General features: G+C 69.5%; 19 protein-coding genes. 9 read left to right on the top strand and 10 right to left on the bottom strand.

Annotated elements, in window-relative coordinates:
* The first annotated feature begins 140 nt into the window (after positions 1 to 140).
* The 6 genes from IRY44_RS24950 to IRY44_RS24925 all read left to right on the top strand — a co-directional run bounded on the left by IRY44_RS24950 (position 141) and on the right by IRY44_RS24925 (position 5,354).
* Positions 141 to 1,301 carry an AAA family ATPase gene (locus IRY44_RS24950; RefSeq protein ID WP_194802642.1) on the top strand — a complete coding sequence of 387 codons (1,161 nt, stop codon included), beginning with the start codon at positions 141 to 143 and terminating at the stop codon, positions 1,299 to 1,301.
* 31 nt (positions 1,302 to 1,332) lie between these two features.
* Positions 1,333 to 2,970, top strand: coding sequence for a VWA domain-containing protein (locus IRY44_RS24945; RefSeq protein ID WP_194802641.1), 1,638 nt, complete (start codon positions 1,333 to 1,335; stop codon positions 2,968 to 2,970).
* A gap of 294 nt (positions 2,971 to 3,264) precedes the next feature.
* Positions 3,265 to 3,876, top strand: coding sequence for a hypothetical protein (locus tag IRY44_RS24940; RefSeq protein ID WP_069089469.1), 612 nt, complete (start codon positions 3,265 to 3,267; stop codon positions 3,874 to 3,876).
* A 41-nt stretch (positions 3,877 to 3,917) separates the two neighbouring features.
* Positions 3,918 to 4,415 (top strand): hypothetical protein, encoded by a 498-nt coding sequence (locus tag IRY44_RS24935; RefSeq protein WP_228532747.1) that lies wholly within the window; start codon positions 3,918 to 3,920, stop codon positions 4,413 to 4,415.
* Positions 4,416 to 4,513: 98 nt separating this feature from the next.
* Positions 4,514 to 4,900, top strand: a complete 387-nt coding sequence (locus tag IRY44_RS24930; RefSeq protein ID WP_194802639.1) for a hypothetical protein — start codon at positions 4,514 to 4,516, stop codon at positions 4,898 to 4,900.
* The gene (locus IRY44_RS24925; RefSeq protein WP_194802638.1) at positions 4,893 to 5,354 is read left to right on the top strand and encodes a DUF4262 domain-containing protein; all 462 of its coding nucleotides are present in this window, start codon (positions 4,893 to 4,895) and stop codon (positions 5,352 to 5,354) included. Before IRY44_RS24930 ends, IRY44_RS24925 begins: the two co-directional genes overlap by 8 nt.
* Before the next feature lie 341 nt (positions 5,355 to 5,695).
* Here the strand turns inward: IRY44_RS24925 and IRY44_RS24920 are convergent, their stop codons facing one another.
* The 7 genes from IRY44_RS24920 to IRY44_RS24890 form a co-directional block, all read right to left on the bottom strand.
* Positions 5,696 to 6,310: a hypothetical protein gene (locus IRY44_RS24920; protein WP_228532746.1), complete on the bottom strand. Its 615-nt coding sequence runs from the start codon at positions 6,308 to 6,310 to the stop codon at positions 5,696 to 5,698.
* A 293-nt stretch (positions 6,311 to 6,603) separates the two neighbouring features.
* Positions 6,604 to 7,317 (bottom strand): hypothetical protein, encoded by a 714-nt coding sequence (locus tag IRY44_RS24915; RefSeq protein WP_370585008.1) that lies wholly within the window; start codon positions 7,315 to 7,317, stop codon positions 6,604 to 6,606.
* A gap of 320 nt (positions 7,318 to 7,637) precedes the next feature.
* A complete protein-coding gene (locus IRY44_RS24910) occupies positions 7,638 to 10,694 on the bottom strand; it encodes a BTAD domain-containing putative transcriptional regulator (protein WP_194802636.1) in 3,057 nt (1,018 codons plus the stop codon).
* Between the two features lie 350 nt (positions 10,695 to 11,044).
* Complete coding sequence (locus IRY44_RS24905) at positions 11,045 to 11,956, bottom strand: triacylglycerol lipase (RefSeq protein WP_194802635.1); 912 nt, start codon at positions 11,954 to 11,956, stop codon at positions 11,045 to 11,047.
* Positions 11,957 to 11,983: 27 nt separating this feature from the next.
* The gene (locus tag IRY44_RS24900; RefSeq protein ID WP_194802634.1) at positions 11,984 to 13,111 is read right to left on the bottom strand and encodes a hypothetical protein; all 1,128 of its coding nucleotides are present in this window, start codon (positions 13,109 to 13,111) and stop codon (positions 11,984 to 11,986) included.
* Between the two features lie 295 nt (positions 13,112 to 13,406).
* A complete protein-coding gene (locus IRY44_RS24895; protein ID WP_194802633.1) occupies positions 13,407 to 15,173 on the bottom strand; it encodes a hypothetical protein in 1,767 nt (588 codons plus the stop codon).
* A gap of 226 nt (positions 15,174 to 15,399) precedes the next feature.
* Entirely contained in the window at positions 15,400 to 17,235 is a 1,836-nt protein-coding gene (locus tag IRY44_RS24890) for an Hsp70 family protein (protein WP_194802632.1), read from the bottom strand.
* A gap of 203 nt (positions 17,236 to 17,438) precedes the next feature.
* Here IRY44_RS24890 and IRY44_RS24885 point away from each other — a divergent pair, with 203 nt between their 5' ends.
* Positions 17,439 to 18,389: a DUF6745 domain-containing protein gene (locus IRY44_RS24885; RefSeq protein ID WP_194802631.1), complete on the top strand. Its 951-nt coding sequence runs from the start codon at positions 17,439 to 17,441 to the stop codon at positions 18,387 to 18,389.
* 190 nt (positions 18,390 to 18,579) lie between these two features.
* Here the strand turns inward: IRY44_RS24885 and IRY44_RS24880 are convergent, their stop codons facing one another.
* Positions 18,580 to 19,254, bottom strand: a complete 675-nt coding sequence (locus tag IRY44_RS24880) for an HNH endonuclease family protein (protein ID WP_194802630.1) — start codon at positions 19,252 to 19,254, stop codon at positions 18,580 to 18,582.
* 202 nt (positions 19,255 to 19,456) lie between these two features.
* On the bottom strand, positions 19,457 to 19,909 hold the full coding sequence (locus IRY44_RS24875; RefSeq protein WP_228532745.1) for a hypothetical protein: 453 nt from the start codon (positions 19,907 to 19,909) through the stop codon (positions 19,457 to 19,459).
* Between the two features lie 254 nt (positions 19,910 to 20,163).
* Between IRY44_RS24875 and IRY44_RS24870 the strand changes: the two genes are divergently transcribed.
* A complete protein-coding gene (locus IRY44_RS24870) occupies positions 20,164 to 20,577 on the top strand; it encodes a contact-dependent growth inhibition system immunity protein (protein ID WP_194802629.1) in 414 nt (137 codons plus the stop codon).
* Positions 20,578 to 20,871: 294 nt separating this feature from the next.
* Positions 20,872 to 21,606, top strand: coding sequence for an HAD family hydrolase (locus IRY44_RS24865; protein ID WP_194802628.1), 735 nt, complete (start codon positions 20,872 to 20,874; stop codon positions 21,604 to 21,606).
* On the opposite strand, the gene IRY44_RS24860 is transcribed toward IRY44_RS24865, so the two are convergent.
* Positions 21,603 to 22,874: a helix-turn-helix transcriptional regulator gene (locus tag IRY44_RS24860; protein ID WP_194802627.1), complete on the bottom strand. Its 1,272-nt coding sequence runs from the start codon at positions 22,872 to 22,874 to the stop codon at positions 21,603 to 21,605. The genes IRY44_RS24865 and IRY44_RS24860 overlap by 4 nt on opposite strands.
* Positions 22,875 to 23,301: the final 427 nt, after the last annotated feature.

Genomic DNA, 23,301 nt, shown 5'->3' with positions numbered 1-23,301 from the left:
ACCACCAGGGGTGTGGTCGCCGACCTGCCCGGCCCGATGCGGGCCGGCGTGGTTGGCCCCGCCCGTCTCCGCTGTGCGGTACCCACCGCCCGCGCACCCGGAGACGGGTGCGCGGCCCTACCCCGAATCGAGGCAATCCCATGACCACACCACACCCACCGGCCGTTTCGCCGCAGAACGACCCGGCCCCGGCCAGCGGCGCTGGCACTCCCGCCACCGGGGCGGGCTCCGGCCGGTCCGGCTACCTCTACCGCAAGGTCGCCCTACACCTGGCCGACCACGCCGACCAGATTCTCAAGGTCGGCGAGATCACCCGGGCGATCGGGGCACCGTCGTCCGGGGCGGTGTTCGAGGCGCTGAAGAAGATGGCCGCCGCCGGGCACGCCACCCACCACCGCGACCCACACCGGTTCCAGATCACCCAGGCCGGCATCGACGCCGCCGGCGCCCTCCCGCCCGCCGCGCCCCGCACCCGCTCCGGCGGCAGCGCTGGTGGCCGGCAGTCCCGGCCGGCGCCGGTGCCGCGACCGAACGGGACGCTCTATCACCCGCGGCGGCTCGGCAAAGGCTGGGACGTCGAGGAACTGCGGCGGCTGCGCGCCCAGCAGGTGCCGGTGCTGCTGTACGGGCCGCCCGGCACCGGAAAGACCGCGATGGTCGAGGCGGCGTTCCCCGACCTGCTGACCGTCGCCGGCACCGGCGACACCGTCGTCGACGACTTCCTCGGCTCCTACAACCCGGTCCCCGGCGGCGGCTACGAGTTCGTCCACGGGCCCCTGGTCACCGCGATGCGCCAGGGGCGGGTGCTGCTGGTCGACGACGCCACCCTCATCCCGCCCCGCGTCCTGGCCGTGCTGTACCCGGCCATGGACGGCCGCGGCACCGTCACCATCCCCGCGCACGGCAACGAGACCGTGCAGGCCGTCGACGGGTTCTACATCGTCGCCGGCCACAACCCGGGCGTGCACGGCGCGGTGCTCACCGAGGCCCTGGCCTCCCGGTTCACCGTCCACCTGCACGTCACCACCGACTGGGACCTCGCCCGCCAGCTCGGCGTCCCCAAGCCGGTCGTGGCCGCCGCGATCGACCTCAACGCCGACCTCGCCGCCGGCAAGACCGTGTGGGCGCCGCAGCTACGTGAATTGCTCGGCTTCGTCACAGTCCGCGACCAGCTGGGTATGAGCGCCGCCCTGGCGAACCTGGCCGGCATCGCCCCGGAGGACGCCCGCGACGACGTCACCGCCGCCCTGTCCCGGCACACCGGCACGCCCATCACCGCGCTCGCCCTCGGCAAGCGCTAACCGCCCCCCTTTTTCTGGAAGGAGCCATTCCGTGTCCCACCCGCACACCCACCTGCGCCCCGGCACACCGCCGCCGCCGGCCGGCGCCGCCGACTGGCGGGCCTGGTCGCAGGCGTGGACCCAGCACGTTCCGGTGCTGACCGGCCGTACCGACCTCACCGTCCTCGTCGCCCCCGGCGCCGCCGGGGACGCGCCCGAGTGCTTCTACCCCGCCCTCAACAGGATCGAGGTCGACGCCACCTACATCGCCGACAGCCCTGACGTCACCGACCCGGCCAAGGCCCGGCACAAGCGGCTCGTGCCCACCGGCTACGGGCTGCTCGTGCACGGCGCCGCGCACGCCGCGCACAGCCGCTGGACCACCCCGCCCGGCACCCCGCCGATCCTCGCCACCGTGGCTGACCTGCTGGAGGAATCCCGGGCCGAAGGACGCCAACGCGCTCGCCGCCGCGGCGACCGCCGGTGGCTGCGCCACGTCGTGACAACCCTGCTGCGCCCCGACGACGCGGCCGTCGACGACGCGTGGCACGCCGGGCAACTCGCCGCGCTGCTCCTGGCCCGCGTCGACGCCCGCATCGTCACCAGCAAAGACGTCCGCCCCGTTCGCGCCGCGGTCACCGGCGTCCTCGGACGCAAGCGCCTGCGGCAGCTGCGCGACATCTGGCGGGAGGCCCACACCTGCGACGACACCGACGCCGACACCATGATCTGCCTGGCCCGCCGGTGGTGTCAGGTCCTCGGCATCGACCCCGACCAGCAGTACGACACCCCGGTACCGGACGCCGGCCTGTTCCCCGGCCGCCTCGCCGCGGCCCTCGTCGACTACCTCGCCGTCGCCGCCGGCGTCACCCCAGCCGAGTACGCGACGGCGCTGCTCGCCCACCGGCACAGCCCACCCACCGAGTGGGACCGCACCGACCCGACCGAGCAGGAACACCGCGCGGCCCGCGATCTCGCCAACCGGCTGCGGCAGGCCCGCACCCGCCACCCCGAACCCGGACGGCGCCCCTCGCCGATCCCACCCGGTCGGCTGCGGACCCGCCACGCCATCACCGCCGACGCGCAAACCGCCGCCGGGCAGATGCCGACCGCCGCACCGTGGCAGCAACGCGCCCAGCTGCCTCCGGAGAAGCCCCGCCTGCATCTGGCGATCCTGGTCGACCTGTCCGGGTCGATGGCCCGCTACACGCAGGCGATGTCGTCGGCCGCGTGGATCTTCGCCAACGCGGCCCGCCGCGCGCAGGCGACGACCACCACCATCGGGTTCGGTGACCGCACCACCGTCCTGGTGCCCCCACGCACCTACCCCCGGCAGGTGCTGCACATGCGCACCGAGCTGGCGACCGCTACCTTCCCGGAAGCGGTCAAGGTCGCCGACCAGCTGCTCGACCTGCGCCACGGCCGCGCCCTGCGGATGCTCGCCGTCGTCTCCGACGGCTACCTCGACGACATCCCCGCCGGGCAGCAACTCGTCACCACCCTGCACCGCGCCGGCTGCGCCGTGCTGTGGCTGCACCCCGCCGACCCGCCCACCGGCGGCGAACCGGCCGACCCGGACCAGATCTGGGGGCACACCTTCACCCACGCCACCACCCTGGCCGTCACCGACCCGACCGAGGCCATCGCGGCGATCGCCGACGCCGCCGTCACCGCCCTCACCCAGGCCTGAACCCCAGCCGAGCGGGCCCCGGGCCGGCAGCCGACCAGTCCCACCCCGCGCCGCGGCGCTGCCTGGCCGCTGCCCGGCGGCGCCGCGCACCGCGACCTCGCGACATACCGGGCCTGGAATGCGGGGCTGCCGCAGGCGGCCCTACTCCCATCTCGCGGAGGGCCGATGCCGAACGGCATCGCTGCCGCCCCCGGCGACTTGACCATCCCGCGCCATCGAAGCGTGCATGCATCGCGCCCCGACCGATCCAGATCCCGGGGCGCGGCTACGACGCTGCCCGACAAGGAGTTCCTCATGCGTTACGGCACCGACGACGAACACCCCTTCGACACCGACAACCGCGCCTGGCGGCGCCTGCGCGACGTCACCAGCGAACACTTCGACGCCATCACCTGGAACCGGGACCCGGACGGACGGCCGGTCCTGCTCACCCTGCGCGACATGCGCACCGGCGACACTGTCACCCTCGCCGTCCTCGACTCCCTGGAGATCCGCGACCCGCACGCGCTGATCGCCGTCCACACCAGCGGCGACCTCGACGCCCACGGCCCCACCAGCGGCGCCGACGCAGCCCACTCCCACGCCGCCACGCTCGCGCTCGACAGCACCACGCTCGCCGTGACCAGGCCCGTACCGCTGCACGACCCCGCCGTCACGGATCTACCCGCCACCGGCTGGGTGGACCTCCCGGCCGACCTCGCCCACGTTCTCCGGCCGGCGCTCGACGACGCCCGCACCGCCGTTCTCGTGCTGCTCGACCGCACCGACGGCAGGCTCGCCGCCGTCGGCCCGTTCCCCACCCACGCCGCCGCCGACACGTGGCAACCCGCCGACCGACCCGGCCGCACCGCCGACCGGCTCACCGTGCCCCTGCACCCGATCCTCAGCGAGCAGGCCCAGCCGTGACCACCACCCGACCACCGGCACAGCCCGCCTCATCCCCCGTCGTGGCCATCGACGTCGACGGCGTCCTCAACCCCGCCAACCCCGCCCACGCCGAGACACTCGGCTACCGGCCGCACCGCTACAACGGGCCCGCCCCCGACGGCCGGCACGTCACCGGCACCGTCTGGCTGAACCCCGACCACGGGCCCTGGCTGCGAGAACTCGCCGCGCACGCCCAACCGGTCTGGTGCACCAGCTGGAACCACCTCGCCGCCGCATGGATCGCGCCACGGCTGGGCCTGCCGACCACCTGGCCGCACGTCCCCGTCCACGCCAGCGGGGTCCGCTTCGGCCACCAGAACAAACTCAGCCCCCTGTACGCCTGGGCCGCGCGGCGCCCACTCGCCGTACTCGACGACGAGTTCGGCGGCAAGGACCCCACCACCGCCGACCAGCGCACCGCCGACGGCGCACCCACCCTGCTCCACCCGGTCGACCCGTACAACGGGCTGCGCCGTGCCGACATCGACACGGTGCTGACCTGGCTGCGCCGGCTCTGACCACGCCAAACCGGCACCGCAGAACTCCGATCACCCGGACTCACGGGTCCCGCATCCCACGCCAAGCGGGCCCGTGCCGCAACGACAAGGAGCTGACGATGGACAGCATCTTCGATCCCGCCGACGAACCGGACGCCGACCGGTCACCCCGACTCAGCGTCGGCGACCCGGAACTACGCAAGACCCGCCGGCTCGCCCGCGAATGCGCCACCTGCATCTTCAAGCCCGGCAACCCAATGCACCTCACCCCCGGCCGGCTCCAGAAGATGGTTCGCGAAGCGCGCGGCGACGCCGGCTACATCATCTGCCACTCGACGCTGCCCTACGCCGGCAGCCCGATCCCGCCCGCGCTCTGCCGCGGCTTCGCCGACCGCTACCGCACCTGGCAACTCCAGGTCATGGAACACCTCTGGGGCTTCGTCGACGTCGAGCCACCCCACCCCGACCCCAGCGCCGAATGCCCAGGAGGCACCGACCATGCGTGACATCAACGACTTGCTCCGGCGTCAAGAACGGATCATCGACACCATCGGCTGGGCCGTCACGTACGTCCTGCCCACCGACGACGGCACCGTCCCCACCGCACCGTTCGCCTACACCGTCGGGCTCACCGCCCACGACTACCCCGAACTGATCACCGCCGGACTGCCACCCGAGGTCGCCCACCGTCTGCTCAACGACCTGGCCCGCCGGGTCTACGACACCGCCGAACGGTTCACCCACGGACAACGCCTCAGCGACCTCATCGCCGGTTACGACGCGATCATCATCGACGGGCCGTCGACAGACGAGCTATTGCCCGGGTTGGCGATCAGCCGCTACGGCCGCGACCAGGTCCGCCTCCAGCAGATGGTGTGGCCGGACCAGCAGGGCCGATTTCCCTGGGACAACGGATACCGGTTCGACCCGCGGACACAGCCGCTGATCGGCCGGCTGTAGCCGAACACCTGGCCGCCGTCGTCCGCGATCGGCGCCCCGTGGTGGTCAGCCAACCGTGTGAGTCTCTGCGGCCCAGCGCGTGATCGGCGAGCTCGTCGTGCACCCGCTGGGCGGCTTCGCCTGTAGATGCCCGTCGTTTCGGGCACCGGCGGCGCTCAGTTTCCGCCTGCGACAGAAACAGCCGGTCCAGGTACGTGGTGAGAACCGCGTAGGCGTAGTAGAGGGTGCCGTAGCCGAACATTGGAGTGACCTGGCTGCCCGCTATGCCTAGCGCGCCAGCGTCTGCCGCGCCTGTCAGGTTCTCATCGCCGCCATCATGCGGCGACGGTTATCGGCGGAATCTAGCCGGACCATCTCGCGGTAATGGCCTCTTCAACACCGAAGCGCTCGCCGCAGGCCGGGCAGTCCGCTCGGCCGAACACGTAGGTCAGCTTCTTGGCGACGTCGGGATGGTGGTCGGCGATCGCGCGCGCGTGCAGGCGTTTTCCGACGCCCGTCAAGTCAGCAGGATCAGCGGGCAGCAGTGGCAGCTGCTTGGAGCCGGAGTCGTTCATGTACATGCTGTCCAGCGTGGTAAACGTTCCGTACTGGCCGAACGCGACGAAGATCTCTTCATCGCATCGCGGGCACGCCACCTCGTATTCCTCGTTGTTCAGTCCGTCGAGGTGTCTGCCCCAGACCTCGGCGCCTTCGAACGCCAGCAGCGCCTGCAACATATAGACGTAGGTGCTGGGGTCGTCATCGGAGCCGGAGCTTTGGAGCGTTTCCTCGGTCAGCGCTCTCAGTCGAGCGATTTCGCAGGAATAGGTGACGTGCGGGTCGAGATCCCCGTAGGGCTGATCCACGCTGGACACGATGTCAGCCGCCAGCGCCAGCGACATCGTCCGCTGCGCGGTCGACCAGCGGCCCGCGATCTCCGTCAGGACTGACAATGCCGGGAAGCTTGCCGGGTACACCGTGCCCTGATGGCACAGCCGGGACCACAGTTCGCCCCAGACCGGGCTGCGCGGGTCCGGTTGAGCAACCTCGCAAACAGACCCGGGACGTCATCTGCCACGCCGTAGGCATGCCTGAGCTGGGACCAGTCCGTCATGCCGGTGATCTAAGCAAGTCCCCACCGCGCCCGCACCACCAGAACCTGCCTGACTCCCCCATGACAAGATCGACAGGATATTGCCTGGGGCTCACTGGCACGCCTTCCACAGGCCCGTCGGCACCTCCTCAAGGAGGGGACAGACACCAAGAGTCTCTACAAGATCGAGGGCGGGTCAGGGTTAGGACGCCCGGGGACGGTCGGTTGCGGGCCGTGGTGGTGGGCGTTAGCCCGCTGCAGTTTGGCCGGCGGCCAGTACCGGCGCACGGTGCGCTCGGATCTGCCGATCCGCTCGGCGATCTGCGCGGGATGCATCGACGGATCCCGCTGATACCAGTACGCGACGGCCGCCGGAGTGGCCGCGGCGACCTGGGCGGTGTTTCCGTGGTCGGAGGGGATCGTTGCTGGGGTCTTCGCGTCGCGGGTTGGCGTCCTGCCGGCGCGATCGCCGGCAGGACGGGACGGCTCGGAATCGCCACGGACGTCGTCGCGGTCGGGCTGAGCCGGGCGGTCTGGTGACCCATCGCCTTGCGTGCTCGCGGCCTGTCCTCGCGATGGAACCGGGGTAGACACGGCGCCCGGCGACGCAGAGGTGGCCATTGGTTTGGTCTCGGTGACCGTTTCGGTGAGGCGGGGCGTTCGCCGCCTGGTGGTCCGGTCGGCGCTGGTCCTCGGGGTGTGGTGTCCTGGCCGATCCTGAGGGGCCGCTGGTTGCTGCGGAGACGCGGGCTGCCCGGTGCCGGCGCGGATCCTTCCGGTGATCTCCACGAGGCTGATGCTGGCCACGACGACAAGGCCGTCCACGGAGATCGGCAGCAGGTAGGAGGCGCCGGCGTCGATCTCGCCATAGCGGGCGGCGACACCGACCATGTGCCAGTAGCTGACCCAGCCGGCGATGCCGGCGATCGCCGCGGTGGCCAGCAGCCGCAGGGCGGCCAGGGACCTGCGGTGGCTGGGCACCCTGGAGATCAATTCCACGGTGAGCAGCAGCGCCAGCGGCGGCCAGGCGGCGATCAGCTGGCTGATGAGGTTCGGCCGGGCGTGCAGCACGTTCGCCGCGATCGACGCGGCGACACCGAGAGTGAGCACGGCACGCACCGCCCACCGCAGCGGCCGTAGACCGACCAACTGATCCCGACTGGCCGCGTTCGAAGGGTCACGGTGCGAGGACGGTGAGGTGGCGATGTCGGTCATGCAGTCGCTCCGTCCTCGTCGCGGGAGTGAGGCTGCGCCTGCGGTCGGGGGCGGGGGCGCTGCTGGGCGGCGATGAGCGCGTTGGCGAGAGCGAGGGTGTCCTCGTGTGGTTCGGCGTCGATCTCGGCGAGAGCCCGCGTCAGTGCTCGGCGCAGGGATCGGATCGCGTCTGTCTGGCCGAGCGCGGCGCGGGCGCGCATGGCGTGCTGGTAGAGCTCCTCGGTATAGGGGCTGTGGCGGATCGCCTCGTCGAGCACTGTCAGCTGGTGGGCGGGATGGTCAGCGAGGGCGTCGGCGAGCGCGAGGTAGGTGTCGAGGGCTTGCTGCCGTACGGCCTCGCGGTAGGGCTCGATCCACTCGTAGTCGACGCCGTCGGCGAGGTACCCGCGGTAGGTGTCGACGGCGCGCCGTAACGCGGCGACCCGCGCTTGCGGGTCGGTGGCGCGTTCGGCGTCGCGGATCGCCGCGCGCATCCGCCACAGGTCGACGTCAACGAGGGCGGGGTTGAGCGTGTAGCGGTTCTGAGGATGGGTGAGGTAGTCGCCAGGGCCGGCCGTGTGCCGCAGGACGGCCCGGAGGTTCGACACGTAGGTGTACAGCCGCCCCGGTGCCTTGCTGGTCGGGGCATCGGGCAGCAGGTCATCCAGAATGGCGTCCACGGTCGCTTCCCCGTCGTGGACCGCCAGGTACACGAGCACCTCGAGGGCCTTGGCGCGCAGCGGCGGATGGGACGCGGCGTCGGTGATGCTGGGCGGGCCGAGCACCGATACCTGCACGCGGCGGGGCTGCCGCTGCTCGCCGTTCACGGCGGAAGGCACCGTTTCCGGTCCGTCGGCGAGTGGGGTGTCGTGACCACCGGCATCGGCAACGGCGCGCGTAGCGGCGATCGGATGGGGCCGGGTGTCGATGATGTCGGTCGACCCGGCCGATGCCTGGGGATGGGCGGCAACGGGGTTGTGGCCGGTGGCCTCGACGGGGCCGGGTGACGTGCTGGCAGTCGTCGGAGTGAGCGTTTCCGCTGGTCCCGGCGTCTCGGTCAGGGTGCCTCGGCCGGCCTCGGTCGAGTTCGCGGTAGCCGGTTTCCGGTCGTCTGACGGGGGCGCGGCGGCGCTGGGTGTCGGTGGTTGGCCGGTATGTGACTCGGCGAGCACGCGGAGCAGAGCGAGGGTGTCGGCCGAGGTGAGCACGGCCAGACGCTCCACTGGGACGGGATGATCGCTCTGGCCGGCGGGGCCGTCGGCGAGGGCTGTGGTGCCGTCAGCGGCGACCGCGACGGTGTCACCGTCAGGCCATGCGCCGAGCAGCACCCCGTGGATGTCCAGGCGTGTGCCTTGGGTAAGCAGCGCGGCGATGCGGATGTCCTGCCGGGCTGCGGTGACGTGGGTCAGCAGCAGCACCGGCGGCAGCGGCTCCCCCGCAGGATCGAGCGTCCGCAGGTCGGCCACCGTGTCAGCGCCGCTTGCGTCGACGAGACGGCTGCGGTGCAGGATCTGCGCTTCGATCAGGTCGAGGGCCTCCTCGGCGCCGGTGGTGACCGTCAGGCGCGGAGTGTGGGGCAGGGTCGCGGTATCCGTGCCGAGGAGAGTCGTCGCGGTCGTCGATGGCATCACCACCTGGGTCCGTTCGTGTGGGGCGTCGAGGCCGCCGGCGGCGAGCGCGGCGGTCAGGAAGCCGCGGGCAGCGGCGTCGGCGCCGGGGCCGGTGAGCCCGAGTCCTGCGGACGGCCAAGTCTCGGCCAGCGCGTGCGTCAGGGACGGCACGGCCGGGCGCGACACTGGTGTCGGGTCGCCGTCGGTGTCCTTCTCACCGTCGAGGGCGGACGCGTCCGGGCCGGTGTTCCCGTCAATGGGGTCTGGGGACGAGTGGAGGTCGCGCCGTTGGTGGCCGGTGGCGGGGGGTGTTGCGGTGCGTTGTGCGGCGCCGCGCAACCGGCGGCGGATCTGCGTCACCAGGGTCGGCATCGGGGTCGTGTCGGGGCCCTCGACGTGGGTACCGGTCGAGGGCGGGCGCGGGGTGTAGCGGCGACGCCGGTGCGCCCAGACCAGCGCGGCGGCTGCGGCGATCGCCGCAGCCAGGCCGACATCCACCCAGCTACCGCCCGGCACGTCGATGCCCGGCGACCGGTGGGGTGTGGGCAACAGATCCCGTGTCGGAGGCTGCGAGTCGCCGCGGGGTGGTGGAGTCACACCGGCGGTGCCCGGCGTGCTCGCGGTGACCTTGGGGCCTGCCGGGGGTGGTTCGGTCGCGGGTGCTGTCGGGCCTGCCGTGGTGGTGGTCGTGGGTGTCGGTGTTCCGGCCGAGGAGTCAGGCTTCGTGGGTGGCGCCGGGAGGTCCGGGCGGCCGGGTTCGGTACGGGGCTGCTGATCGTGGCGCCGCGGCGGAGCATGGTCGCTCCGGTGTGTGGCGTCGGTTGGCAGGCGGAGAACCCAGCCTGGGTAGATGAGGTCGGGGTTGCGCAGGGCGCCGCCGACGTGGGGGAAGCGGGCGCCCCGGTTGAGAGCGAAGATTTCCGGCCACCGGTCGGCGTCGCCGAGGGTTCGGGCAGCGATCTCGCACAGGCTGTCGCCGCGGCGCACGGTGTAGGTGGGCGGAGGCGCGGCCGGCTGGTGGCTTGCAGCGGGGTGGTGGGAGGCGGGTGAGGCGGTCGCGTGCTCGGCTGCGGCTGGTTCGTTGGACGTGGTGGTCGCTGGAGTGGCGTGTGCGACCGCGCCGGTAGTGGTGGTGACGGCGGTCGCGCCGAGCAGCGCAGCGGTAAGGCCCTGGACCGGGCCGGGAAGGCGTAGAGCGGGTGCTCGGCGCAGCCGGCGGGCCAGCGACGCGTACGCATGGGTAAGGACGGCCGTGGCCAGCAGCAGCCAGAGCGTCACTGCCGCGGCTGCGGCGAGGACGGCGACGACGCCGCTGCTCATCGGGTCGGCTATCCACTGCCGCATGGTGGCCAGCGCCGGCAGGCGCGGCGTCCAACCGCTGTTCAGCGCCGTGACGACCATGATGGCGGCGGTGGACAGGACGCTGGTGGTGGCTGCGGCGGTGCGGGCTCCTGGGGATGTCACCTGCCCTCCTCCTGCTCGCCGCACATCCAGCAGGACTACTGGTGGGGGCGATGCCGTGACGCTAGGACCCCAGCACAGCACGGAGGGCAGGTTTGCGGCTCACGGCGCCTGACGGCACCTGACACCACCTCACAAAAGCAGGTCAGTGCAGGTCGAAATAAGGACGTTGAGGCCATCGAGTCGGGTCACGCCGATCTGGCGCCCGCCGACGCGACAGCCCGCCGGCAAGGCTTACCAGCAGATCCGCACCACGTTCCGCGTCACCGCCAGGGGACACCTGTCGCGCCTTCAGTGCCGGCGCCATCGCCTCCTTGCCTGCCAGATCCTGGCCGAGTCCGAACTCGGCGGATTCACAGGCCCGGCCGTCCCTGTCCCGCTAGCCCATCGTCCGGGTCTGAAGTCGGCGCTGAATTGGGATCCCGGTCTCCGATGCTCGTACCGTACGAAGGTCCGTAGAAGGTGATGTTGTACTTGTGACCAGCCGGTTCGCGGTCGACTTCCTGGAGGGCGAGGACGTCGGCGTCGAGGTCGGCAACTTCATGATCGACGGAGGGTGGGCCTGGCCGGAGGGTCGGCTCGGGACCGGGGGGACGTGCTGTGAACGTCTCGACCAACCGATTTCTCAGTGCTCGAACGGTGAGGCTACCAGGCAGGTCCGGGTCCAGGATGGAGAAGTGGTCCCCCGGTAGCGAGCCGACGTGACGGAACGGCCCCTGCCCTGAGGCACGCCGCACCACGTTGTCGGAGCTACCGGAGTACGCGTACAGAGGAATGCGGGTGCTGTGCATGACGGTGCGGAGAGCATCGGCAACATCAGTATTGTGCGGCTGCAGGTCGCGCGCTTGTGGGCGGCGTCCGAATCCCATGGCGACACGAAGTGAGCCCAGGTATTCGGACCCTCCGTTGGGGCAGGCGAGCATGACGACTAGCTCGATGCGTGCGACGTCCGACTTGCGTCTCTCACGCAGCATCCATGCCAAACACCTCTGGACGACGAGTCCACCTTGGCTGTGGGTGACCAGAGCCAGCGGACCGTTTGGATGCTGGTGTTCGATGTAGTTGGCCAGGTCCTGAGCGACATCATTAAGGTCCGGGATCCGAGAGGGCAGGAGGGGTAGCCACAGCTTGGGCGACCGGTAGCCGAAACGATCGAACCGGAGAGACGTTAGCACGGGGTCGTCTTCAAGTTTTTCGATAATCCGGTCCCAGGTCGCCGGCGAGGACCAGAAGCCGTGGACGAACACTACGGCGGCTTCACGCATCAAACCCTCCAGGGCCTGTGTGAGTGGTCAGATGAAGGACGGCCCAGTGGGCCGCTGTTTTCCTCCAGTCTCGGGTCCATTCGGTCCTAGCCGCTCGAAGCTGCCCGCACTTAGGCGGCCATCGATCTTGACGATGGACTTTTGAACGGTGCGCTCGCCGACCATCGCACCATCCACGCGGGTGATCTTCATGCTCGGAGAGGGTCTCAAGGTACGCGCTTGCTGGCGCCCGTTGACGAAATCCACCGGCAGTCTGGAAACGGTCCGGTTGATGATGTTGAGCAGCGACACGGTATCGGTCGTCGGGCTGGCCGGGCAGATCAGGCCAGCGACGGCTCGGGCCAGTTCGACGTTACCGGCCAAGAGGTCCTGAGCCTCGGGCAGGCTGGATGCGATGTACGTGAAGCGATTGGTCTGCCGACGCCCGTCACCGACGATGGTGTTGACGTTGATGCCAAGCAGGGTGGCAAGGAAGCCAGCCGAAGGCATGGCCCCCGGATCTCTGACCATCAGTCGAGCCGGATGCCACGAGACGAACCAGCCGGGATGCGCGAGCGCGTTAATCCACGCCGCGCGCAGGCCCTCGTCGCCGGGGTTCATGACGACGTCGTCCATCGCGCTTCGCACTTCCGGCCGAGCAAGGACACGCTCGAGATCGAACTCCGCATCCCGCACCGTGATGTCGAAGCGGTTGATCTGATGGTTGTCGTCGCCGATCATCACCCCGCGCACATCGCTCAAGGTCAGGTCATAGGCGGCTTTGATCGGCGGCGCTTCGGCAGCCAAGCGGACGAATGCATTCGATGGTTGAACGCAGGGGTCGAAGCCGCCGCCCGCGAGCGCGGCGACGTCAAGGATCAGCGATGCGAGCCTATGGGTGCCGACCACCATCCGATCCTGCGCAAGGACTCTCGGTTGCTGTGTCTCCGGGTGTACGAGCGTGTGGGTCGAGAAGAGCAAGTGGACGTTGGGTTGCCGCAAAACCTCGCTCAGTGCCCACAGGTCATCCAAGTCGCTCGAAATCCGGTACAACTTGATCGATAGAGGACGATACGGCACTGGTCCTCCGGAACAGAGCTGCTCCCATTGCACGGGATCGAGGAGTGTCCCCGTCTCGGCCACCTGGCCGTCGCTGACAGGCAGCGACCACCACATCTCGCAGAAGCTGCTTGCTGGGTGGTCGACAAATCTGACCAGAATCAGACGCCCGACCTCATCGCCCCACCAGAGTAGACAAACCCGCACACGAGTCAATCTTGGTCCCATGAGATCTCCCGTCAGCTGCCATTCAACTCTACGAGTTTCTCGCAGCCACTGGGCTAGCGCCTGAGCACAGCTACCAGGGCCGCCTAAGCTGGCATACCCAACCAGCAACGGATGCGCATTCTCCGGCCCGCGCTAGACACTGAAGAGGGCGAAGCCGCCGGTCACGGAGCTCAGGGGTGCAGCTCTAGCGCACAGAGATCACGGGTTGATCGAGGATGCCGGCGACGCGCAGGCGTTGCCGGTGGGCGTCGAGAAGGTCGGCGGCCGCGGCGGAGTCGCCGAGGGCGTTTAGTTCGTCGGCGGAGAGCTGGTGGAGCTGCTGGTTGTAGGGGTCGATGCGGATCGCCGCTTGCAGCAGCCGCAGGCGCTCGTGCGGGTCGGTTTGTGCTGCTGCTGCGGTGGTGTGGGCGTCGAGGACCAGGCGGCGTGTGGCCTCACGGGGTGGGTCGATCCATGGCCAGGTGTGGCCGGCGGCGAGGTCGCCGGTGTAGGCGTCGATCACCGCTTGCCAGCTGCCGGGTGCGTCCGTGGTGGCGCTCTGGTGCGCGGCGGCCTGCAGGCGCCACAGGTCCACGTCGGTGCGTGGGTCCAGGCGGTAGCGGTCCTCAGTGTGGACAACCACCTGCTCGGCGCTGGTGGCGCGGATGGTCGAGCGGAGGTCGCTGAGGGTGGTGTAGAGACGGCCGGTGACGGTGTGGGCGGGCAGGCCGGGCCAGAGGGCATGTACGAGTTGCGTCGTGGTGGCGCCGTCGGGGTGCACGGCGAGGAAGACGAGGATTTGCAGGGCGGCGCTGCGGCGGATGGCGGCCTCTTCGCTGTCGATGAGCAACGCCGGACGGCCAAGCACCCGCAGCTGGACAGCGGTCGCTGCGGCCTCGGTGGGCCGCCGCGGTGTGGGCGGTGAGATTCGGCTGGCTTGGCGGGGGATCGTTGCCTGTGCCCGGTTGATCGGCCGTGCTGGTGCGGATGCGGCGGTGTCGGGTGCTGCGGTGGTGGGTTGGGCTAGGACGGCGAGTAGGTCCGTCGCGGCGGTGCTGTCGAGGACACACATCCGTGGCCGGGGTTGGCCGGTCTGGTGGTCCACGGTGTGGCCGTGGCGGTCGACGCGCCAGGTGGGTAGTGATGCGCCGGCGTCGAGGGTGACGAGACGGGCGCCTGGGAGGTTCGGCGGTGCCGCCGTCGCAGGATCGGCAGTCAAGACGAGGCTGGGTGTGCCGCTGTCGACTGTGGCCGACGTGCTGGATGCAGGTAGCAGGGCGGTGGCCCGTTCGAGGGTGTCGATGACGTGCAGGCCCGGGATGGTGGCGGCGGTCTCGGCGACGCTGGGCAGGAGCCTGGTGAGGGCGTTGCTGGTGACGATCACGGGGATCGTGTCGGTGGGGTCGCGCAGCGCGGTGAGGAGTCTGGTGATGAGTAGACCTCGGGCGGCGTGGTCGGCCCCGTCGCCGGCGAGACGTATGCCGGCCGGGGGCAGCGGCGCCTGCATGGCGCCGGTGGTGGCTGCTGGTGGCGGTGGTTGGTCGGCGATGGCTGCTTGGACGGCGGTGACGGTGGCGGGTAGGGGTGTCAGCTGGGTGGCGTCGGTGTCGGGTTGGCCGGGTTGGTGGGCGCGACGGCGGCGTAGCCACACTAGGGCCGCTGCGGCGGCGATGTGGTGGGCGGTGTCGTCGGGTAGCCAGCCGCCGGGCACGACCACCCCGCCCCGCTCGATCTGGGGCGTATCGGAGGGGTGCTGCAGTTCGTCGGCGGTGACTGGTGTCGGTGGGTTCGGTGGATGGGTGGTGGGGGTGTGGGCGGTGGTGAGGGCGGCGGCGCCGGCGATGCTGGTGGCGGCGGCCTGCCATGGGGTGGGTAGTGGCAGGTGGCGTACCCATCGGGCGCCGGCGCCCAGTCGGCGGGCGGCCGTCGCGGTGACGGTGTAGGCCATGCCCAGCCACAGCAGCCAGGCCACGGCGATGAGCCCTGTGGTGAGGGTTGCCGGGGTCAGCGGGTCAGTGAGCCAGTCGCGTAGCTGCGTGCTGGTCGGCCAGCCGGGCAGGTGGGCTCGGGTGAGGGTGGTCAGCAGCCACGGCGGTATCGCCAGGACGGCCAGGACGGCGGTAGCGCCTGCGAGTCGCCGGGCCCCGTTCACCGCAGCTCCTCCCCCACGTGGGTCGGGTGGTATCGGGTTGGTGGGGTCATTGCTGCGGCTGGTGAGGGCGTAGTAGGTGGGTCCACATCTGGCGCAGCCACCAGGTGGTCACGGCGATGGCGTAGATGGCGCCGAGGATGCCGGAGGCGGGCCAGGAGACCAGGGCGGCGGTGATGACGGCGAGGGGTGCGCTGAGGATCAGGCGCAGGATCGGCTGGGACACGACGGCCATGACGGTGCCGATGCCCAGGAGCAGTCCTCCGACTCGGCCGGCGAGGTCGATCCAGAGGATCAGGTGGGGCCACCGGTCGGCGGTCAGGCTGTATTGGATGAGCAGCATTCCGGCGGCGGCGGTGAGCACGGAGCCGGTGGGGAAGGCGAGCAGTTTCGACCATCCGCCCGCGGGGGTGCGCCATTGCCGGGCGGCGATGAGGGCCATGACGGCGGCGGCGGTGATGGTCGGGGTGATGGGTAGCAGTGTCCAGCGCAGGAAGCCGTTGACGGGGTAGCCGACGTAGAGGCTTCCGACGACGGCGTACATGCCGCTGACGGCGACGCCGAGGGAGGCTGCGGCGAGGATTCCGGTTCCGGTGTGGATGCCGGGGCTGGTCGGGGTGGTGGTGCGGTTGGCGATGGTGGAGGCGAGGACGGTGCCGGCGCTGAGGCAGGCGATGACGGCGAAGACGGCGGCCATTGTCAGCTCGCCCCAGTTGAGGATCGCTTCGCGGTACATGAGGGAGCCGCGCCACTGGGGTGTGAGCAGGAACTGGGAGACCAGGGCGAGGGAGGCGAAGCCGGGGAGGGCGATCGCGGCGGCGCGCCGTACCGGCGGTATCGGCTCGTCGGTCGTGGTGGGGTCGGTGGCGGTGTTGGTGGCGCCTGCGTCGGCGGCGCCTCGGGCTGCGGCCAGGGTGGGCTGGTCGACGAGGGTGGGGGTGATGCCGGCGTCGGTGAGGGTCTTCGCCAGTAGGGGTAGGCGGGCGGTGCCGCCGACGCAGTAGACGCCGGTGAGGTCGCGGGGTGTGAGTTCCGCGGCGGTGATCGCTTCGGTGGTGAGGTGGGCGATGCGGTGCAGGACGGGCTGGGCGGCTTGGTCGAGCAGGCCGGTGTGGAGCACCACGGCCGGCGCGTCGGGTAGTGGCACGGTGACGGCCGGGTGGTCGGTCAGGGCGTGTTTGCCGGCGCGGAGGCTGGCGGCCATGGCCCATCGTTGCCCGTCGGTGCCGGGTGGGTTGGTGGTGAGTGTGGTGGTGAGGGCGTCGTCGATGGCGGTGCCGCCGGCGGTCGGGTCGGCGAGGGTGGCGAGGACTTCGAAGCCTGCGGGGCCGCGGCGCAGGACGCTGACTTCGGCGGTGGCGCCGACGTCGCAGACGGCGATGTAGGTGCCGACGGGCAGCTGCTGGCCGGTGGCGAGCAGGTGCCCGGCGACGGCGGTCGGCGCGTCGATCAACTGTGGTGGTGGGAGGCCGGCGCGGTGCGCGGCGTGGCGTATCCAGGTGCGTCGTCGTGGGCCCCAGCCTGCCGGGACGACGAGCCGCACGTCGTCGATGCCGGTGCCGGCGATCTGGTGGGCTTGCTCGGCGACGTGGCGCAGGGTCGCGGCGACCAGATCGATCGGGTCGACGTCGGTGTCGGCGACGGTGAGGCGCTGCTCGGAGGGTTGGCGGGGGTGCGGGATGAACCGGTGCGGTGTGGCCGGCGCGGCCCGCCAGGCGTGGTGGCCGGTCACGGTGGTGCCGTCCTCGCTGAGGAGGACGGCGCTGGGCAGGGCGGGTTCGCCGTCGAAGAGCAGCGGCGTCCAGGTGCCGTCCGGCCATGCCAGTACGGCGGTGGTGTCGGCGCTGCCGTAGTCGATCGCCAGCCGCGCCTGCCCCGATCGCATGGATGTCAGTCAAACATGAAGATCTCATTCACGTCATCCCTGAATCACTCACCGCAACCGGCCGCGGTGCCCAGCAGGGCCACAACAGTGAACGCCGGGACTGACGATCGGCTGTGCCACCTGCTGGTGGCGTCTGGCCACTTGACCTGCAGCGGCATCGTCAACGGCATGCCGCGCCATCGATGATCTGTCAGGAGGACACCATGCATGACTCCACCAATCCGATCTCAGCGCACGGACAAGCCGTGGCGAGCCGATGGACGCAGGCGGTGTTGTCCTGCGAGCCCGCGGACCAGGCGCGCGCGGAGGCCGCCGTTCGCCTCGCCTACCGCAGCGCCGGGCATCCCGAGCCGTCGCGGTTCCTGTGGTGCCCCTCTCCCCCGGCCGCGCTGCAGCAGGTGCGGCGGCTCCTCGAGGACGGGCACCCGTCGCTGGTCGCCTCGGTCCGCCGCGACGTCCTGAACCGTGCGCTGGCAGCAGCGCGAGCGCCGATCTGGGAGCAGACCAGCGACCACGACCGGTTCACCGCCTTCGGCGATTTCCACGACTTCATGGAATGGCACGGCTACTACGGCGAGCAGCGCTACGACGGCTTCGAGGCCCGCTACAACCTGATGGAGCACCGGTACCTCTGCAACCCGGTCACCAAGGGCGAGCGGTCCGCGCTCACACCGGCGCTGCAGGCGGTACGGCAGGTGTATAACCAGGTGCTGGGTCCGGTCTGGGCGGCGGTCGACCGCACCCTCACCGGCAGCTACATCATGCAATTCGCCTGGTTCTGGAGCGACGAGCAGACGATCGTGAAGCGCAACGACGAGGGACGCGCCGTGATCCGTTACTGCCTGAATCCTCGCGACTGGTTCTTCGATCCGGCCTGGAACCTCTACCCCGACTGGCTTGTGCTCGCCGCGATCGACACCTACCAGCAGGTGCTCGGCACGGCACCCACCCCAGGGTGGGAGGGATGCCGTGACGTGGCGCTGGCGGCCGGGCCGTGGTGGCCCCTATCGGGGGTGGCCGTGATGATGCAGCGCCCCACCGTTCTGCGACTCACCGACGACGGCCGGCTGCACGGCGTCGACGAGCCGGCCGTTGTCTGGCCCGACGGCAGCACCCTGTGGGCCCGTGACGGCGCCATCGTCCCACCCGGGTGACCGCCCCGCCAGCGGCACCTACGCCTCATCCGATTGCGCCTGGGTGCTGGAGGGCGGGTCCTGTGTGGCGACCCGCCCTCCAGCGCGTCGGCGCCGCCGTCCGCGGGCGCGCGGGCGGGGCCGATGACGGATGGCTCAGGGTTGCCGTGCGTCGGCGCTCGTGCGGTCAGCCCCGGAGGGGTGCGGAAGGCTAGGAGCTGCAGGTGTTCAGCATGCTCTGCAGGGCGGACTTCTCCGACGACTGCAGGCTCAACCCCCAGTTGTACTTCACGGTGATCCACATCTTGCTGTAAGTGCAGCGGTACGACGACAACGGCGGCTGCCACGTCGACGGGTCCTGGTCACCCTTGGACTGGTTCACATTGTCGGTCACGGCGATCAACTGCGGGCGGGTCAGGTCATTGGCGAAACTCTGCCGCCGGCTGGTCGTCCAGCCACTGGCGCCTGAACGCCACGCCTCCGCCAGGGGCACAACGTGATCGATATCGACGTCCGAGGCAGCGGACCAGGTCGCGCCGTCGTACGGGCTGTACCAGCGGCCCGAGGTCGACGCGCAGCTGCTGTCGGTGACCACGGACGTGCCGTCGCGCTTGAGGACCGTCTCTCGGGTGTTACAGGCCCCGCTGATGGTGATCCAGTGCGGGAACAGATCCCGCGAGTACCCACTCGTCGACCCCTCGCTCTTCACCGTCAAAGCGTTGAGCTGCGACTGGGCGCTCGCCTTGGACGGAATACCGGGCGGTGTCGCCGAAGCCACCGAGGCGTCTACGGCGACCAGGCCAGCGCTGGCGACCACCGCCACCGCTGCTCCGGCTATGGCACGCCGCGCCAACGCAGATGTGGTGAGTCGTCGGGTGATTCGCATGAGGGCCTCCTCGGGCATCCGTCGTGGACAGCGACCATCTCGCCCCATCATGTCCATCGATCGTCACCACTGTGAAGAGCGAGGAAGACTCCCGCGAACACTGATCACAGCCATTCCCTGTCCGCACCACCGGCCCCGGGCGAACTCGCCTGCCCGCTGCCCGCAGCCGATCGCGCCTGTCGAGATGGCGGCGAAACGGCGATCAGCAACAATCCGACGTCCTTGCCGCCACGTCCAAAGCTGACCGCCGTTGACCGTCGTCACCCACTCGAACGGGCACGCGACGCCTCACTCGTCGGTGGTCGGGCGAAGGCGTTCCCACTGCGGGTCGTAACAGACCAGCCCGTGGTTTGCCGCCATGCGAGCCCGCCTCGGCCGACACCTCCTCGCACATGCTGTACCGCATGGTGAAGTAGACGAAAGGGCCCGATACCTCGTCCATCAGAGGACCAGCAGACCACGGGCTCACGTCGTGCTCGTCATCAGTCATCTCGACCCACCGCTCAAGCACCGCCAGGACGTAGGCACGGATACGCGGGGTCGGCGGAAGTTCCTCACCCTCCATGTACAGGGCGTAGAGCTGGTCGTAGGCCTCACCCGCAGCGCCGTCGTCGGCCGGCAGCTCACCCTCCCAGACCGCCAAGTCGTAACTCATGCCGGCAGTCTGCCCGCCATGCCCGACGCAGCCGTAGATACCAGCGGGCTGACGCTGGCTGAGCCGTGGATTACGGGATCAAGATGCGCGACCCGTCGACCTTCACACCTGGCCATCTATCAGCGGAAGCACCTCTCGGCATCTCTCACCACTCCCCCACCACCCGACGACCTCTTGCGGACTGAATGCAGACTGTCGCCGCTGCCGCAGCCCGTCCGGTTACTAGCGTTTAAGCGCGAACTACCCTGACCGCCGTGACGACGATCGAGCAGCTTGAACGGAGCGCGTGGCCGGATCCCGCTCCCGACGCTACGTCTCTCGTAAGACGTTGCACCGAACTGCGACGCAAACCGCTCGCTGAGTTCACGGTCGAAGACCTGCGCATCATGCTCGGGCAGGAGATCGGCGTGCCGGCGCTGCTGCCTCTCGCGGTACAAGTACTGTTCCGCGACCCCATGACGGAAGGCGACTACTACCCGGGCGACCTGCTCTCCACGGTGCTGCGGCTTCCCGACTCAGCGTGGCTGAACCTGCGAGGGGAACGGAAGCGGCTGGCATCAGTGCTGGCCGAGCTCCTGACCTGCCCGCCGTTCTCCAATCCTGATCTTCGACCTCGCGACCCGGACCAACTGCTTCGCGACGAAATCATGCGGTTCCTTAGTCGATGAGAGCGGATCTCCTCGTCGGGCAGTCGTAGACTGAACCGCCCCGGATCTTGTAGAGACCCTCCGGCAACCGGGGTCCCACGTCCCATGGCCGGTGGGCCAGACCGGCGGCGAGTTGGTCTTGCCAACCCTGCCGAGTCCGGCTGCCACCTGACACACGACGGCCCCATCCCCTGTTGCCGCGATGTCGGTGGCGTGGCCAGCGGGGCATTCCTGCCGACACTGCCCCACCGGCTGGCCGCGTACCCCCGGAATGCTCGACAGGGGCAGCTGCCGGAGCCGTGCGACGATGCTTCGATGAACCACAGCAGCGTCGGCTTGGTCATCTGGGACGTTGACGGGACGCTCATACCCGCTGATTTGCGCTGGCTGACGCGCGCGATCGCTCGTGCGTACGGCATCGCGGAGTCCGAGGTTGTCTTCCCTGACAAGAAGGTGCATGGGTATACGGACGAGTCGATCGCCGTGGACACGGCGATCGCTTCGGGCGTGGACCCGTCAGCTGCGGAGGCGGGCATACCCGCCTTTCGTCAGGCCATTGCCGCGGTCATGCAAGAGGGTCGGCAGGAGTTGGCTGAGGTTCAGCCGCCGTATCCAGGTGCCGTGGCGAGCATCGCGGAGCTGCACGAGCGTGGCTTCATCCAGACCGTGCTGACCGGGAATCTGCGTTCGGCCGCCGACGTGAAGCTGCACGTGGCGGGCTTGGATGAGTTTCTTGATCTTCGCATCGGCGGGTTCGGATCGGACGCTCGCGATCGCTTTCAGCTTCCGGCGGTCGTAACGCAGCGCTATTCCGCGATCTACGGTGCTCCGCTCGATCCTGCTCAAGTGATCGTCATCGGGGATGCGCCTAACGACATCGCTTGCGCACGTCACGCCGGCTTTCGTATCGCTGTGGTCGCTCACCGGCTTGGGCGTCAAGAGCTGGTCTCCTACGAGCCTGACGTGGTACTAGAGAGTCTTGACCCGATGACGGTGGCGGCCGCCGTCAGTTCGCTGTTGAGTGCGGGCGGGTCGTCAGCTGCTTGTTAGGCGGCCATCTGCTCCTCGAGTTCGAGGACAACTGGCTCGTCACGCCATCGTGCCAACCGCTGTCGGGCTCGTTGGGCTCGAGCGATGCCTCGATGGTTTCCGCCTGCTTTTAGCTGGTCGTAGGTGTGGCCAAGCAGGGTGCAGGACTGTTCAAGTTCGCCGGCCTCGGCGTAGGCGCCGGCGAGGTCTACGGCTGCTGCCAAGGCGACGTTGACGTTGGCGTGGTCGTGTTCCAGCATCTGTACTGCGCTTTCGAGCACGGTCACGGCCTGGCGGGGCTGGCCAAGGAGGAGATGGCATGTGCCCGCATAGACGAGGAGGCGGGCGCCGCTCCAGTCGCTGTAGAGACCGACACAGTCAACAGGAGACAGATCGTTGACCGCTTCTTCTGCCCGCTTCAAAGCCGCCGTGGCCTCGCGTGGAAGTCGCAGGGCGGCGAAGGCTTGGGCCTGTTCGGCAGCTAATCGAGCTCGTGCGGCGGAACTGAGTTCGGTGGACGCGCGGGCGGCCTCGTCGAGTAGTCGCAGGCCAATCATGATGTCACCGTCTGCTTCGATCAGGGTGGCGGCTTCCGAGTGAAGGTTGCTCTCGAAGATGCGTGCGGTCGCGCTGACCCTGTGGTTACCCAGCCTGTCGCCGAGCTGGCGAGCGTAGGCACAGTGAGCAAGCGCGAGGGTTCGGTTGCCCTGTGCGCTCCACAACCGGCTGGCGACGATCGAGGCTTCGGCGAGCATCGCTCCGATATCAGTACGAATGGGCGCACGGCCGGCCTTGCGGTATAGCGTGGACAGGCATTCACGGTGGGCCTCGATCAGACCGAGTAGCGCGTCGGGCGACACGGCCTGGCGCTGCTGGGCCAGCATGCTGGTGAGCGTGGAGAAGCTGTTCCACTCGCCCATCAGGTAGTCGGTTCCGGACGTGCGCGCGAGCATTTCCCCGGCGTTGGAGGAGTACGACGGCGCCCCAGCCGCCTGGAATTCCTGAATGGCAGCCACGCCGTTCCGCACGCGCTGGGTGCTGGCGAGTCGGATGCGATCGTATTCCCGGGACAGCCTGCCGTCGGTTCCCAGCAGTTCGTCGCTCCGGGTCCAGAAGTCACGCCCTACGCGCTGCCGGCCGGTCTCCACGTTGGCGATCGTGCTCCGTCCATACCTCACCAGTGGCGCGAACGTCTCTTGCGTGTAGCCAGCGGCCTTGCGGCTGCGCGCAAGCATCTGACCAAGGGCGCTCCAGACATTGGCCACGTCTTGCGGTGGCACGCTCGGCATCAGCAGCTCCCGATTAGTACGGACGCTCGCGCAGGGGCGAGACGCGGTGGCCTGGGAGCACTGTAGTGCAGGATCGCGATGCGTAGGCCAACCAGCGGCTTCTTCCAACAATCTCCGACAAAGTTCCGACATCACACTCGCAGGTGGTCCGAACTCGCGTGACCTGCGATTCCGCGCCCGTGACCAAGATCTGGCCGAGGCTGATTATGACCTTGAAGGCAAGTACCGCGTTGATGAAGCCGGTCAACAACGAGTTGGTGTTCCCCAGCACGAGTGCGTGATCCTCAACCCGGACCGTCAATGAAGGGGCGTCTTGTCAAGGGATTGTCAGACGTTGACGATGAGCCTTGCCGACCTCGAGCGTATTCGCCTTTAGTCACTCTCGTCGTCGATGGCGCATTCCGCGTTTCGGCCCGAACGCATTACC

The sequence above is a fragment of the Micromonospora sp. ANENR4 genome (genome assembly GCF_015354395.1).
GTDB classification, from domain to species: Bacteria; Actinomycetota; Actinomycetes; order Mycobacteriales; family Micromonosporaceae; genus Micromonospora; species Micromonospora aurantiaca.
This window is presented reverse-complemented; position numbering and strand designations above follow the sequence as displayed.

Excerpts from the sequence above, each read along its gene's own strand:
- IRY44_RS24900 (WP_194802634.1), bottom strand. The coding sequence starts at position 13,111 with ATGTGGTGGTCGCTGCCTGTCAGCGACGGCCAGGTGGCCGAGACGGGG.
- IRY44_RS24925 (WP_194802638.1), top strand. The coding sequence starts at position 4,893 with ATGCGTGACATCAACGACTTGCTCCGGCGTCAAGAACGGATCATCGAC.
- IRY44_RS24865 (WP_194802628.1), top strand. The coding sequence starts at position 20,872 with ATGAACCACAGCAGCGTCGGCTTGGTCATCTGGGACGTTGACGGGACG.
- IRY44_RS24860 (WP_194802627.1), bottom strand. The coding sequence starts at position 22,874 with ATGCCGAGCGTGCCACCGCAAGACGTGGCCAATGTCTGGAGCGCCCTT.
- IRY44_RS24940 (WP_069089469.1), top strand. The coding sequence starts at position 3,265 with ATGCGTTACGGCACCGACGACGAACACCCCTTCGACACCGACAACCGC.
- IRY44_RS24890 (WP_194802632.1), bottom strand. The coding sequence starts at position 17,235 with ATGCGATCGGGGCAGGCGCGGCTGGCGATCGACTACGGCAGCGCCGAC.
- IRY44_RS24885 (WP_194802631.1), top strand. The coding sequence starts at position 17,439 with ATGCATGACTCCACCAATCCGATCTCAGCGCACGGACAAGCCGTGGCG.
- IRY44_RS24905 (WP_194802635.1), bottom strand. The coding sequence starts at position 11,956 with ATGCGTGAAGCCGCCGTAGTGTTCGTCCACGGCTTCTGGTCCTCGCCG.
- IRY44_RS24915 (WP_370585008.1), bottom strand. The coding sequence starts at position 7,317 with ATGGTCGGTGTCGCCGCCCGCTATGGCGAGATCGACGCCGGCGCCTCC.
- IRY44_RS24880 (WP_194802630.1), bottom strand. The coding sequence starts at position 19,254 with ATGCGAATCACCCGACGACTCACCACATCTGCGTTGGCGCGGCGTGCC.
- IRY44_RS24950 (WP_194802642.1), top strand. The coding sequence starts at position 141 with ATGACCACACCACACCCACCGGCCGTTTCGCCGCAGAACGACCCGGCC.
- IRY44_RS24875 (WP_228532745.1), bottom strand. The coding sequence starts at position 19,909 with ATGAGTTACGACTTGGCGGTCTGGGAGGGTGAGCTGCCGGCCGACGAC.
- IRY44_RS24930 (WP_194802639.1), top strand. The coding sequence starts at position 4,514 with ATGGACAGCATCTTCGATCCCGCCGACGAACCGGACGCCGACCGGTCA.